Source organism: Komagataeibacter oboediens, assembly GCF_003207815.1.
Lineage (GTDB): Bacteria > Pseudomonadota > Alphaproteobacteria > Acetobacterales > Acetobacteraceae > Komagataeibacter > Komagataeibacter oboediens.
In genome coordinates, this window is record NZ_NKTX01000057.1 from 1 (window position 1) to 13728 (window position 13728).

The 13728-nt window shown below is 59.3% G+C and carries 11 protein-coding genes; 5 read left to right on the forward strand and 6 right to left on the reverse strand.

Features of this window, described 5'->3' with window-relative positions; all coding sequences use genetic code 11:
- Positions 1 to 76 precede the first annotated feature (76 nt).
- On the reverse strand, positions 77 to 229 hold the full coding sequence (locus CFR80_RS19450; RefSeq protein ID WP_181418235.1) for a hypothetical protein: 153 nt from the start codon (positions 227 to 229) through the stop codon (positions 77 to 79).
- A gap of 537 nt (positions 230 to 766) precedes the next feature.
- Here CFR80_RS19450 and CFR80_RS14180 point away from each other — a divergent pair.
- The 4 genes from CFR80_RS14180 to CFR80_RS14195 all read left to right on the forward strand — a co-directional run bounded on the left by CFR80_RS14180 (position 767) and on the right by CFR80_RS14195 (position 6523).
- A complete protein-coding gene (locus CFR80_RS14180) occupies positions 767 to 1564 on the forward strand; it encodes a TetR/AcrR family transcriptional regulator (RefSeq protein WP_258367823.1) in 798 nt (265 codons plus the stop codon).
- A 356-nt stretch (positions 1565 to 1920) separates the two neighbouring features.
- Positions 1921 to 2466 (forward strand): TetR/AcrR family transcriptional regulator, encoded by a 546-nt coding sequence (locus CFR80_RS14185; protein ID WP_010515915.1) that lies wholly within the window; start codon positions 1921 to 1923, stop codon positions 2464 to 2466.
- Between the two features lie 297 nt (positions 2467 to 2763).
- Entirely contained in the window at positions 2764 to 4176 is a 1413-nt protein-coding gene (locus tag CFR80_RS14190; RefSeq protein WP_010515914.1) for an MFS transporter, read from the forward strand.
- Positions 4177 to 4330: 154 nt separating this feature from the next.
- Complete coding sequence (locus CFR80_RS14195; RefSeq protein WP_258367824.1) at positions 4331 to 6523, forward strand: TonB-dependent receptor; 2193 nt, start codon at positions 4331 to 4333, stop codon at positions 6521 to 6523.
- Positions 6524 to 6622: 99 nt separating this feature from the next.
- On the opposite strand, the gene shc is transcribed toward CFR80_RS14195, so the two are convergent.
- The 5 genes from shc to CFR80_RS14220 form a co-directional block, all read right to left on the reverse strand.
- On the reverse strand, positions 6623 to 8626 hold the full coding sequence (gene shc / locus CFR80_RS14200) for a squalene--hopene cyclase (protein WP_232275899.1): 2004 nt from the start codon (positions 8624 to 8626) through the stop codon (positions 6623 to 6625).
- A gap of 216 nt (positions 8627 to 8842) precedes the next feature.
- On the reverse strand, positions 8843 to 9397 hold the full coding sequence (locus CFR80_RS14205; RefSeq protein ID WP_010515910.1) for a TetR/AcrR family transcriptional regulator: 555 nt from the start codon (positions 9395 to 9397) through the stop codon (positions 8843 to 8845).
- A gap of 93 nt (positions 9398 to 9490) precedes the next feature.
- Positions 9491 to 10996, reverse strand: coding sequence for an MDR family MFS transporter (locus CFR80_RS14210; protein ID WP_010515909.1), 1506 nt, complete (start codon positions 10994 to 10996; stop codon positions 9491 to 9493).
- Between the two features lie 271 nt (positions 10997 to 11267).
- Positions 11268 to 12215 carry a PDR/VanB family oxidoreductase gene (locus CFR80_RS14215; RefSeq protein WP_010515908.1) on the reverse strand — a complete coding sequence of 316 codons (948 nt, stop codon included), beginning with the start codon at positions 12213 to 12215 and terminating at the stop codon, positions 11268 to 11270.
- 14 nt (positions 12216 to 12229) lie between these two features.
- Complete coding sequence (locus tag CFR80_RS14220) at positions 12230 to 13282, reverse strand: aromatic ring-hydroxylating dioxygenase subunit alpha (protein WP_010515907.1); 1053 nt, start codon at positions 13280 to 13282, stop codon at positions 12230 to 12232.
- Between the two features lie 119 nt (positions 13283 to 13401).
- Here CFR80_RS14220 and CFR80_RS14225 point away from each other — a divergent pair.
- A partial coding sequence (locus CFR80_RS14225) for a LysR family transcriptional regulator (RefSeq protein ID WP_258367825.1) occupies positions 13402 to 13728 on the forward strand: 327 nt, incomplete at its 3' end.

The following is a 13728-nucleotide window of genomic DNA, read 5'->3' on the forward strand; positions in this document are numbered from 1 at the left end:
TTCAGCATGAAGGCCATCGTGAACCCGTTTCTCAGAAAGGGGTCGTTTTTGGCTGCCTGTCCCCCTTCCGAAGGGGTCACTTTTCCATGCCGCTTAACATCCTGACCGACCCCACGAAGGCCATGAGGACAACGCCAAGCACCACCGGCACCCAGACCGGCACACGGTCAAGCCCCGTGCGCGCCAGCAGGTCGGTGACCTTCCCCGTCGTGAACCACGTTCCGTACATCGTCAGCTATGCCGCTACCCTACACTACGGATACCCGCCCCACGCCCGTCCACGGCCGTGTGGCCATGGCGGATGGACGGGTACCCACGCATGTTCCGGAAAAGCGAATGACCGCCCCGGAAATAAACACTGTTTAGTTCAAACCTTAGGAATTAATGCCTGATACCCTGGACATATCCTGAAAAATATCGACACATGTTCATTTGCAACCGCTTGCCCAACATGATGTCGCGTCAGGCCAATGCGAACTGTGTTAATTTTACATTAAGCATGTGTCAAGGCGTACCCATCATTCCGGGTAGGTTTTTCCATTTCCCATAGACAGGCCAGGACAACCAGACATGACCCGGAAAGTGGATACCTCCTGACCACCCGGCATGTCTGACACAATATTTCCATTAAATTTCTGTTTGAATATCAGCGTTATATTTGCACAACCTGATTGTACCGAATCAGGCATGACTGCATGTTATCCACCCATCTGGATCATGGCCTGCGTGCACCCGTTCTGCTTGACGGTTTTTATCGCATTTTTATATGAACGACGTTCATTATGCCTGCGCAACGCCCGCGCATGTCCGCCCGGTAACGGTAGTACGGTATTTCCATTCCCCTGCGCGGGGCATGGAGGGAAGAAAGAAACGGATGAACGCCCCTTCGCCCACAACAAAAAATGGCCCCTATCACAAGGGCCATGTTGCAGAAGACCTGATACGCATGGCTCGACACCTGCTGGACAGGGAAACGGTCGAATCCGTGTCCGTGCGCCGCCTGACGCGGGAAGTCGGCGTGACGCCAGCAAATTTCTACAATTATTTTTCCAGCATCAATGACCTGCTGCTGACGATTGCCGCCGAGGCATTCAGGGAATGCACCCGGCAGCTCCGCTATTTCCACCGCAACGCAACAACACGCACGGATGCGCTGAAGGCGTCACTGGTGGAATATACAGGCTTCGCGCAGCGTCATCCGCAGACATTCCGCATCATGTTCGGCTATGTACCCAACGCCATTTCACACCGGATCTATCACGCCGCGGCAATGCAGGCCTTTGCCGCCCTGCTGGAGATCATATACGGCCGGAACATGCTCCACCTTCATGATATTGAAGGCACCAGGAAACGGGCCCGTATCGGATATGGCCTGTGCGCCATGGGGCATGGACTGGCGATGATGCTGGCCGACGGCCAGCTGCCGTTTGACAACAAACCGGGACAGAGCCCGCAGCAGATGATCGAAGGCATAGTGGATGCCTTCATTCACAATGAACTGTACCATACCCTGACCCGGCCGGCAGATGACCCGGCGCAGGGGCAGATGCCCCTACCCCCTTGATTGCAGGGAAATCCTGGACTTTAAAATGCAGGTTAAGGGTTTCTACCATAATGCAGTGGGGGAGAGGCAGGGAGCACAGGAATCTTACGTCAGATCATGTATATGAAACCATCTTTCTGTCGCCGTTATTTAAGGTCATAATCGTCAGGGATCACATTTCCAACAGAAGGATGGTTCCCCCGCCATCTTTCACCATATGTTTCCCTAACCGATCCCCGCCATGCCCATAAGGATGACGTCCCATTTCAAGAGCCTACCATAAAGGAAATGTTGCCGAGGACCTGCGGATTGCAACCGTCAGGATACTGGACACCGAACGGCTGGAAGATCTGTCAGTACGTCGCCTGGCGCGGGAGGTGAAGGTTGCGCCTGCAAATTTCTATAATCATTACGGAAGCCTGAACGACCTGCTGCTGGAAATTGCCGCAGATTATTTCGAGGTTTTCCGCGAACAGGCCGCCCATATCAGCCGCACCTCGGCAACCCGGACCGAAGCGCTGAAGCGGACGGTCCTGTATTTCGTGGACTTCGCACGGCTCCGCCCGCAGCTTTATCGGTTGATGTTCGGCTACATACCCGATGCCTATACCTACCCCCGTTACCGACTGACCGCGAGTGCGGCGTTCGAGGACCTCATGGAACTGATGTACGGCTACAGGGTCTTCACCAGCCGTGATGATTTTGGTCCCGGGGACATGGCAACACTGGGAAGCAAGGTGCAGATCGGATACGGGATGTACGCCATGCTCTGCGGCCTTTCCAACCTGTTCATCGCCAACCCCGTCGAAGGCCCGTTTTCCAAAACGGACAATCCGCGCGAAAGCATCGCGACCTTCCTCACTGGCATTCTTGATGCCTTCATAAGGGGGGACCTGCCAAAGGTGCTCGGGGCCAAGCCCTGATCCCCGGCGACCCTTTTCGCCACGGGGGCAAAGCCGTTCCCAGCCGCCTTCACATGAAAACCATGAAGCATGTGCCGGGACTGCCGCATCATGGCTTCGGATTTCACCCCTTCCCTGTCGGCATGCGCTTGCACATACCGTGCGAACAGGGCAACACACGCCCTTCCATTCCCCCGCCCCGTGTCGTTCATCTCTTTAACTGTCCAGTCATGACTATTTTCATTCCGGCCTTTCATGCAAACTGTTTTTTGCTTATCAAGGGCGGGTTCGTGGAGAGAAGGAAAGAATTTTTCTGTCATGGTTCCGGCTCCTTCCCCTTCCCCCTCCGTGCATAAGCAAACGATTGCACAAACGGGACTGACCAGACTGCAAACCTGGCTCTTTGCCTTTCCTGCACTCCCTGCCGCTTTCATCATCCTGCCGATGAATATTTTCATCCCGGCTTTTTACGCCAGCCATACGGCCGTGACCCTGCTGCAGATCGGGACAGCCACATCATTATGCCGTGTCATTGATGCCCTGCTGGACCCGGCCATCGGTTTTCTGTCCGACCGTTCCCGCACCCGTTTCAATGGACGGGGGACGTGGGGGATCGCCAGTGGCGTCATCTGCTGCGTTGCCCTGTTTTTCCTGTTCCAGCCTTCGTCACATGCGACCATCCTGTACTATGGGGTCTGGGCGTTTGTCCTGTATTTTGGCTATTCCCTGTTTGAAATCCCCCGTAGCGCATGGAGCGCGGAACTCGGGTCAACCCCGCCTTTGCGAACGCGCATCAATGCAGCAATCGGCCTGTTTACCGTTGCGGGCAGCCTGATCTTCTGGCTGGTGCCTGTCATCCTGTTCCGGTTTTACGGCACGACGGGTTTCACGCAGGGAACGCTGCGCGTCATTGTCTGGCTGTATGCAGTACTGATGCTGCCCGCTGTTATATGCATCATGCGGTATGTTCCCGACAGGCCATCCGCGCGCACCATTGCCCCGACCCTGCGTGACCTGGCGCGGTCCCTGAAACAGAACCGTCCCCTTGCCCTGTATTTCCTCGCCATCGCCCTGTGGGGCGTGGGACAGGGCATATGGTTTTCCACGACGTTTCTTTTCCTGAATGACTACCTGCGCGTGGGCAGCGTGTTCCCGCTCATCATGATCGTGTTTTTCCTGTCCACCATCGTGGCCATTCCGTTATGGGGCAGGGCAGAACGGCGGATGGAACGTCACGCGCTGTGGGCCATCAGCATGATCCTGTCGGCACTGACACGACCGCTTGCCCTGCTGCCTGCGCCGGGCATGCACAGCCTGCCCTTCATCATGCTGCTGACAGCGGCGGGCGGCGCGTTATCCGCCCCCGCCAATTTCATGCCATATGCCATACTGGCGGATGTCATAGATTATGACATCTGGAAAACAGGGACCAGCAAGTCCAGCACCCTTTACGCGCTCAATACACTCATCACGAAAACGGCCCTGGCGATGGGCAGCGGCGCGGGTTTCATCATTCTGGGCTGGGTCCATTATCATGCGGGACAGGCAAATCACGGCCCTCCGCTGACGGGACTGTTGCTGTGCTATACTGTCATATGCAGCATTCCCCAGTTAATCGCGGCCATGATCATTTTTTATTTCCCAATCGGGCGACGCGCACATACGTTGATCCGCCATCGCCTGAACCGGCGCCGAACTGACACGCGGATTCCCGTAAGAAATGATCCATAACCGTCCCTTTTTCTTGCGCAGGGAACGACAGGCCACCGGCCGATTATGGCCTGCGTGCATGCTTTCTTTCTTTACGTTACATTCCGTATTGTTGCCATCCAGGGCCGCAAGCCCCAAAGCCCACCAGAAGTCCAGGAAACACCCTGTCACCCAGGTGGCACGGGACAGGCCGCAGGCCGAACAGATGGAAGTAACCGCACGCCGCACATCCCAACGGCTGTTTGATGTCCCGGCCCCCGCGACCGTCATCAGCGGGCAGACACTCCATGCGTTTGATATCCTGGACATGAAAAGCATCATGAACATGGTGCCGAATGCGGTGGTGCCAACGGATCCACAGAATATCAATACATACATCAACATCCGCGGCATCCGTCAGGTGGATAACAATGCCGATCCCAATTTTGGCATGTACCGCAACGGGATTTACGATGGCGGCCTGCGCACCAATCTGGGACCACAGGTGGATGTCGCGCGCGTTGAGGTCAATCCAGGCCCCCAGACGGGACTGTACGGACGCGATGCCGTGGGGGGCGCAGTCAATGTGATCTACGCAACCCCCGAACAGAAAACCGGCGGATACCTGACGGGGTCCTATGGCAATTACGGGCGCGGTGAACTGCAGGGCGCGATCAATGTGCCCCTGTCCCACCATTTTGCGATCCGGCTGACGGGCTGGTACATCGACCAGCCCCGGGGCGCGCTGTACAACGCCACATTACATGAATACGAAGACCGGTCCCGCCAGCAGGGCCTGCGGCTGGGCGCGAAATGGACTCCGAACGATCACCTGTCACTGACATGGATGGCGGAATATTCGGACCTGCATGGTCCCTCCCTGGCGGGTTACGCCCCCAATGGCGTTGCCAACCTGGTCCAGACCGGCACAGCCGAGACGCCAGGCGTGGTTTACCGCGATACCCCCGACCGTTCCCATACCCGTCAGCTCTACCTGTCGCAGGACCTGACATACACATCCCGCTGGGGTACTTTTCAGTGGCTGTCGTCCTATCGTGACTATCACCTCAATGCCGTTGAAGACGGGGACCGTACCGACCTGTCGGCATCGTCCTATCCGCTGACATTGCAGAACCAGTTCATCCGCCACGAAAACACACGCAACTATTACACTGAACTTCTATGGTCCTCCCCACAGAACCGTCGCCTGACCTTTATGGCGGGGGCTTCGTACTTCCATGAGTACTTTTCATTCCAGCAGATCTACAATACAAAAATCGACCTGAGCCTACTGCAGGGCATATGGGGCAATATCGCCTGTGACGCATTACAGGGTGACCCGACATGTTCCACCATTCCCGGTGGCGGCTTCCCCAATACCGGCACGCAGGACATGAGCGAATACGCCCCCGGTCCCGGGTCGGGCATCGGGACGCAATCATGGTCGGGGTTCATTTCCTCCACCTTCCATTTCACCCCCACGCTCAGCCTGACGGCGACGGCACGCTATACGCACGACCACAAGACACTGGCCTATAACCAGTACAATACTCCGCTGACACCCAGCGGGCAGGCCATTGCCGCCCTGTTCAGCAATGTGTACCCGGACATGTCGCTCCGCGATACCGCGACCTATGGCAACTGGAGCCCCAGCGCCGAACTGAATTACCGCCCGTTCCAGAACGTCAATCTATACGCGCTGTACAGCAATGGCTTCCGTGCGGGTGGGTTCAGCACGACCACCACCACCCCGTCCCTGATCCCTTATGGTGAAGAAACGGCAACCAATTATGAACTGGGTGGCCGCACCCGGTGGCTGAGCGGGCGTCTGGGCGTGAATGCCAGCCTGTTTTACATGACCCAGAGCCATCTTCTGCTGGATGAGGCCGATCCACGCGCGCCCGCCGCATTCAGTTTCTACTACCTGGCCAATGTCGGCAGCGCGCGGACATACGGCGCGGAACTGTCGGCCCGGTTCCTGCCGACAGGCTGGTGGTCCCTTTCGGCCAGCATGGGCTGGCTGCATGCCCGCATGGCCGGTGGCCTGTCATATGGCAGTTATGTCGGCAACCAGCTTCTGCCTGACACCCGGACATGGACGACGAACATACGCTCCGAAATGGCGTATCCCATCACACCCACCCAGAACCTGCTGTTTAGCGTCAACTGGCACCATGAGGCAGGCGGCGCGCTGGATATTACCGACATGCCGTGGCATTCGCTTGACCGGCTGGACCTGACACTGGGCACGACGTGGAAGAAAAACCAGCTTGTGGTCTTTGCCAACAACGCCTTCAACAACCGTGTTGTCGATTACGCCCTGACCGACGGCATGTATATCCTGACCCCGCCTGCGACCTATGGGGTGCGCTTCACGGCTGCCTTTTAGGGTATTTCAGGCACCTGCCCCTGAAACACCCATGACATCAAGGGAAGCTTCAGGGAACACCGCCTGTTTGAAAAAGGCGGTGTTCCCATAAATGCTTTCCTATTTTTTCGCCTTTATCAGGCGTGCGGCACGGCTCAGCGCCATGATCGGGAAGAACTGGCGATACAGGTCATACCGCAGCATGAACGCACGTGACAGTTCCGCCCCCTGCAACAGCCGTTTTGACAACGCGGGATCATCCAGCCGGATGGTCTGGCCAACACCGTAACCGGGGAAGCCGGTGCCGGTGAATTCCTTTTCCTGCCAGCTTCCGTCCGCCTGCTGCAGGTCGATCAGGTACCTGCACCCGCGGGCAATGGCATCGTAATCCTGTGGGCGATTGGCTGCGATCAGGCCCATCAGCGCCCATGCGGTCTGCGATGGCGTAGTCGCCCCCCGCCCGACCGCGGACAGTTCCATATAGGATGCGCAGCTTTCACCCCACCCACCATTTTCCTGCTGATGGGCCACCAGCCAGTCGCAGGCCTTGGTAATATAGGGCTGCGTCATGTCCTCGCCAATTGCCGCAAGTGCCGGCAGCACTGCCCCCGTACCGTACAGGTAATTGACACCCCAGCGACCGAACCACGGCCCGTCGGGTTCCTGTTCGGCGCGGATATAGGCCAGCGCGCGCTGGACGGTAGGCATATGACGCGGCAGGCCCAGAATGCCAAAGGCTTCGATGACATGCGCCGTCACATCGACGGATGGCGGATCAAGCGCCTCGCCAAAATCACAGAACGGAATCTTGGACAGGATACTGCGGTTATTGTCCTTGTCGAACGCGCCCCAGCCACCGCACTCGCTCTGCATACCGATCAGCCAGTTCACCCCGCGGCTTATGGCCTCCTCCACGCCACGTTTCTTCCATTCCTCGCGGTTGCGGCACGACGACAGCGCAATCAGGGCAACAGCCGTATCATCCGTATCGGGATAACGGTCGTTGGCATATTCAAACGCCCAGCCACCGGGTTCCACATCCGGCAGCTTGATGGACCAGTCGCCCTTTACACGTACCTGACGGTCCAGCAGCCAACCCAGCGCCTGGTCCATCTCCGGCGTAAACTGCGTTTCGCCATCGGCATCATGCAGGGCCATGATCGCCAGCATGGTATCCCACACCGGGCTGTTCGTTGCCTGGATCCAGCTGGCATCGCCCCTGTCGTGCCGCCAGCCGGGATCATTCAGCGCGGACAGCGCCTTGGCCATGACGGGATGATGGAACTGGTAATCCTCGCCATGCAGCGCCATCAGGCCGTACACCCATGGCGGCTGGATGCCACCCCAGCCCCCATCGGCATCCTGATGGCGAATGATCCATTCCAGCATGTGCCGGATCGCAGCTTCGCGCAGGGTGCTGCGCTTGAGGAATTTCGACTGCAGCCAGTGCAGGCCACGGTCCGTCGTGCGGAAGAACGTGCCCCATGGATCCTTCCCGCCCTTGGCGGGCAGTTCGTAATCGAAATTCGCACGCCCCCCGGGAAACAGCACGTCCAGCCGATCCTGCGGGCGCAGCGGGCGGCTGGGCCTGCGCGCGGACAGGATGGCCAGCGGCACCAGCGTCGCACGCGCCCACTGCGCGAAATTGTAGATGGAGAAAACGAATTTATTGGGAAACCAGATGACTTCCGGCGGCAGGTTGGGCGTTTTCTCCCACGGCCATTCCCCGATCAGGGCCAGCCAGTAGCGCGTGAAGACACGGATGTTTTTCAGCCCGCCCTTGCTGGCAATCCATGTGGCGGCCCGGCTAATCGCCGGGTCATCGGCGGGATAGCCAAGCGAGCGCAGGGCGGCGTAGGATTCCACGGTGGCATTGATGTCGCCATTCCCGGCGCCGTAATACGTGCCCCATGACCCGTCCTCGCGCTGCATTTCCAGCAGGGCCTTGCCCAGACGGGGCCGCAGCGGATGATCTTCCAGCCCGAGGAACCACAGCGCAAGGCACCATTCCGCCTCCATCGACGCATTGGACGCAACCGACCCGACCCAGTGGCCATCGGGCTTCTGCTGCCCGATCAGCCAGTCACACGCGGCGGAAATCGTATGGGACAGGCTGTTGTCCATTGCCCGCAGGCCCGACGCGGCGGCAGCCGGGACCGGTGCGCCGCCTTTCTTCACGGACCGGGTACCAGCAGCGGGGAAAGTGGTGTCGGAAGCGGTCTGGGGCGTCGCGGCACCGGCGGGCACCGTGGTTTTTGTTAACGGACGACTTTCCCTTGTCATGTTTTCCATACCTGTGTGAACTATCATGGAGAATGTGAAGGATATTGCTGGTCTGGATCAGGCCGCCTGGGTGTCTGGCAGAAGCAGTCGCTGGAAATCAGCGAAAACCGTATGCCACCATTCCTGATCCATTTCTACAAAGCCCAGGTTTCTTAGAAAAAATGCCCCTTCGGCAGCAAACAGCGCGGTACGGGCCTGACGGGCTTCCGCACAGTCCGGGTCGCACCCGCTGAACCACCCCGCGTACCAGGCGCGTATCTTCTGTAAATATTTTGGCGACTGAAGCAAGGTGACAAGCATGCCGGCTATTCTGGCCTGGGTTGTGTCATCAAGCTGGCTGACTGCCCGGACATAGGCGCGTGCCCGGTCAACCACACTGGCATCGGGGCCAATATGCCGGGCGACACGCGCATCGAATGCGTCCAGCCAGCGGTCGATCAGCGCGCTGATCAGGTCGTCCTTGCTGCCGAAGCAGTACTGCAGGCCGCCCTTGGTAATCCCCGCTTCGCGCGCCACGGCATCCAGCGTCAGGGCGTTCGCGCCTTCACGCTGGACAAGCTGTTCAACGCAGTCCAGCACGTTCTTGCGGTCAATGGTCCTGGGGCGCGCCATGCGTTTCCTCTGTCGTTTCAATCCGTCCGTATGGAATTAAATCAGGGGCTTTCGCCATGCAAGGGGGAATCCCCCGCCCTGCTGGCGGCATGTTCAGGCCCGCCGTCCGCGCGTCATCAGCCCCACGATCATGAGGAACGCCAGCAGCATGAAGCTGCTGCTGACACTCAGGCTGGCGCTGATCGCCGCCTTGTAGGCTTCACGCACCTGCAGGTGCATGGCGGGCGATAGTCCCTGCACGGCGGCCATCCCTTTTTCCAGAAACGCCGCCACGTCGATTTTTTCAGGCAGAGCATACAGCCGTCCCTGCAATGTCAGCGCCATGACCCCGCCCGACAGCGCAACGCCAAGGGAGCCACCAAGGGAACGGATGAAGGCCATCATGGCCGTGGCGATTCCCAGCATGTCGGGCGGCACGGAATTCTGGATGATGACCGTTGCATTCGGCATGCCGATTCCCATGCCCACACCAAGGCAGCCGAGGCTGAGCAGGAAAAACAGCGCAGGTGCGCCATGGTGGGCGCAGAATGCGATCAGGGTCAGCGCCGAGAATTCGATCCCGACCCCCATGGCCAGTAGCAGCGTATAACGCTGCGTTCGTGATGAGACATATCCCCCCACCACCGAACTGACCATCATCGTGCCGACCTGCGGCAGCATCATCAATCCCGATACTTCCGGCGTCTGCCCAAGGACAAGCTGGTAATATAGCGGCAGGAAAACCAGCGATCCCAGCATGGCAAAGGACATGATCCCCGTCGCCGCAACACAGACGGAAAAGCTGGCGATCCGCAGCAGCCCCAGGCTGATCAGCGGTTCTGGCGCGCGCCGTTCCTGCCAGATGAACAGAACGAAAAACGCAACACTGCCCGCAAGCAGCAGGACCGTCAGCGGCGACGTCCACGCCAGCGCCGTGCCAACCGAATTGAACAGCAGCAAAAAGCCCGCCGTCGCCACAGCCAGCAGGGCAGCGCCCGGATAATCAACCTGTGGTTCCGCTTCGGACCGTCCAGCGGGCAGGCCGAACATGATCAGGCCAAGGGCCAGAAGCCCGATCGGCAGATTGACAAGGAAGACCCATCGCCATGACAGGGCGCTGGTCAGCACGCCCCCCAGAAAGGGTCCGGCAACGCTGCTGACGGCAAAGGCCCCGGTAAAAAGTCCCTGGTACCGGCCACGCTGCTGTGGCGTGACCATATCACCGATCACCGTCTGCGATAATGTCATGAGACCACCGGCCCCGATGCCCTGCAGCCCACGAAATACGATAAGCTGCCACATACCCTGCGCCAGGCCACACAGCAGGGACGCGCCAAGCAAGGCCCCGATGCTGAATGCAAGCAGCGGCCTTCTGCCAAACATGTCGGACAGCTTGCCATACATGGGCGTTGCTATGGTGGAAGTCAGCATGAAGGCGGTGACTACCCACGACATATGCGCCAGACCGCCAAGATCGGTCACAATGGTCGGCAGCGCGGTCGAGACAATGCTCTGGTCAAGCGCCCCCATGACCATGGTCATGATCAGGCCGGTAAACACAAGAAGGCGGGTTGCAGGCGTATAGGTGGAAGCGGGGTCCAGCGAAGGGTCAGGCTGCACGGAAATATCCTGTCATGTCGGAACCCGATCATGCAGTCCCCCATGCCGTGCAGGCAAGACAACGATCCCGTCACCGCCGCGCGGCCATTTGCCCCCTGTCCCGTTCCGCAAATGCCCGGCACAGCCTGTTTCTTCAGGACAGATTGCAAATCACAGGACGTCTGTGGTGAAGCTTTTTCCAGCAGATTTTGGAAAACGCCGTCCTTGTATTGAAAAAGACAGCATCCGCAAAATTTTGTTTCCTTGTCAGAAGGTCACGTTCCGGCAGTCCCTACATATCCAGCGTCAGGGACGGACTGCGGCTGCGTGAACAGCACAGGGCGATACTGCCGCCCTGTTCTTCCTCTGTCAGGACCATATCCCTGTGGTCCCCTTCCCCCGCCAGAAGAGGCACGACGCAGGCGCCGCACATGCCCTGTTCACACGACAGGGCAACATCCACCCCCGCCGCGAGGAGGGCCGAGGCAATGCTCTGCCCCGCGGGCACGTGCACCGTCTGTCCCGATCGCGCCAGCACGACCTCGAAAGGACGCTCAGACAGGGCATGGGCTGAATCCGTGGGCCGGAAATATTCCGTATGAATCTGCCCGGTCTCCCAGCCTGCCGCAACGGCATGGGCGAAAACGGCATTCATGAATCCGTCCGGCCCGCACAGCATGATCGCCGTGTCCGGGTCGGGTATATCCAGAACGGCGGGATATCCACCGTTGCGCGGACTCTGGCTGAAACGCACATGCTCCCGGTACGGGCTGGCATCCAGCATATCGCGAAACGGCGCACGTTCGGGGTCGCGCGCGTAAAAATGCAACTGCCAGTCGGCATTGTCACGTTGCAGGCGCATCATCATGGACAGAAGTGGCGTTACGCCAATCCCGCCGCCCACCAGTACATACCGCCGCGCGGCCGGCAAAGAAAAGGCGTTGCGGGGGACGGAGACCTGCAGTTCCATGCCCGGCCGCACCTGCGTGCACAGCGATTGCGACCCACCACGTGAATCCGCCTCGCGCTTGATACAGAGCAGATAGGCGGACGGGTCATCGGCAGACCCGCACAGTGAGTACTGGCGGATCAGGCCGGACGGCGTCATGACATCCACATGCGCGCCGGGTTCAAAAGCCGGGAGCGTGTCGTCGCCGGGGCGCGCCACGAGGCGCAGGCGCACGCACTCCGTCCCTTCTGGGGCGACATCATCGACATGGACCGGAAACAGGGGAGACATGGGCCGTGTTTCCTTCAGGCCGTGAAAAACTGGCTCAGCCCCATCGTGCGCAGGGCGCGGCGATAGGCGATCGAGCTACGGTCCGCCATCACATGTGCCTCCAGCGTCGGGTCCAGGGGCAGGTTTTCAGGCTTCTGCGCTTCCACCAGCGCACGGTCTTCCTCGAAAACCTTCAGGTTGAAGTCGTACACATCCTGCAGCGGCAGATCCTTGTCGAAATTCCGGCACATCGGCGCAAACATCCGCGTCTGCCGGGCCGATACGGGTGACGCCGCATTCATGATGACAAGGCGGCCATTATCGGGGAAGTGGATTTCCAGTGTCGCGACAAAAGGCACATGCACCCGGAAATGCCGCAGCCATTCGAACCCGGGCCGTCCGCGATCGGACTTGCCAATGGGGTAATTGCCGACACTGCTGCGATATTCCGCCTCAAACCCGTCCGGCGTAATCCGGGTCTTGTACGGCGGTACCACAGGGTTTTCCGGGTCGGCAAAGGTGTCGGTATGAACAAAGGCGAAGTGGGCCACGTCAATGAACCCTTCGACCTGCCGTCCTGCAAAACCGGCAATGTCGATCCACGGGCAGTTGATCTGCTGGTAGTCCGGATCATCCCAGTGCGGCATGGGGGGAATGGCTGGCGTATCCCCTTCCGGCCGCAGGCAGGTCCAGATCAGGCCATAGCGTTCCACCGCCGGATAGGTACGCAGGTTGAGCTTCGAGGGAATCGCGCTGTCGGGGTGGGCGGGAACCCGGACGCACTTCCCCTGCCCGCCGAAACGGAAGCCGTGATAGGCGCAGGCCACGGTCTGGCCATCACCTTTGCCCATGCTTAGCGGAACACCACGATGCGGGCACAGGTCATCGGCAATCACAATGCCATCCCCCGCGCGATAGACCACCAGCGGGGCATCCAGCAGGGTAACGCCCAGCGGCTGATCGCCCAGTTCGCGCACCAGGGCGACCGGGTACCAGCACCGGGCCAGGATGGTCCAGTCATCCACATCAAACGTCATGTTACGGGGCAGGCTGTGGGCGTCTGTAGGGCGGGCACAGGCGGTGGTCATGATGGGTTCTCCTGAACGGGTCGGACATGGTCCGGCGGCTGTCAGAAAGATCATTTCACAGGCAATGCGCTCTCAGATATATCATAATTGATCATTTACCATTCTCAAAACAAGAACGCATGCAGCCCTTTTCCCGCTTTCTGGTCTATTTCCTGGCCGTGGCCCGCCATCGCTCCATACGCAAGGCGGCCGAGAGCCTGCATATCGCGGGGTCCGCCATCAACAGGCATATCCTGCTGGGTGAAAAACAGCTCCAGACCCCGCTGTTCGAACGCCTGCCGTCCGGCATGCGCCTGACGGCAGCGGGCGAACTGCTGTATGGATGCGCCCGACGCTGGGTGAAGGATCTGGATGACCTATGTGGACGGCCGGTTCGATGCAATGGATCACATTTGTTATCTCTCTGCGTTTCTCTAAATCTTGTTTTCTCGGTGGAATGCATCGCT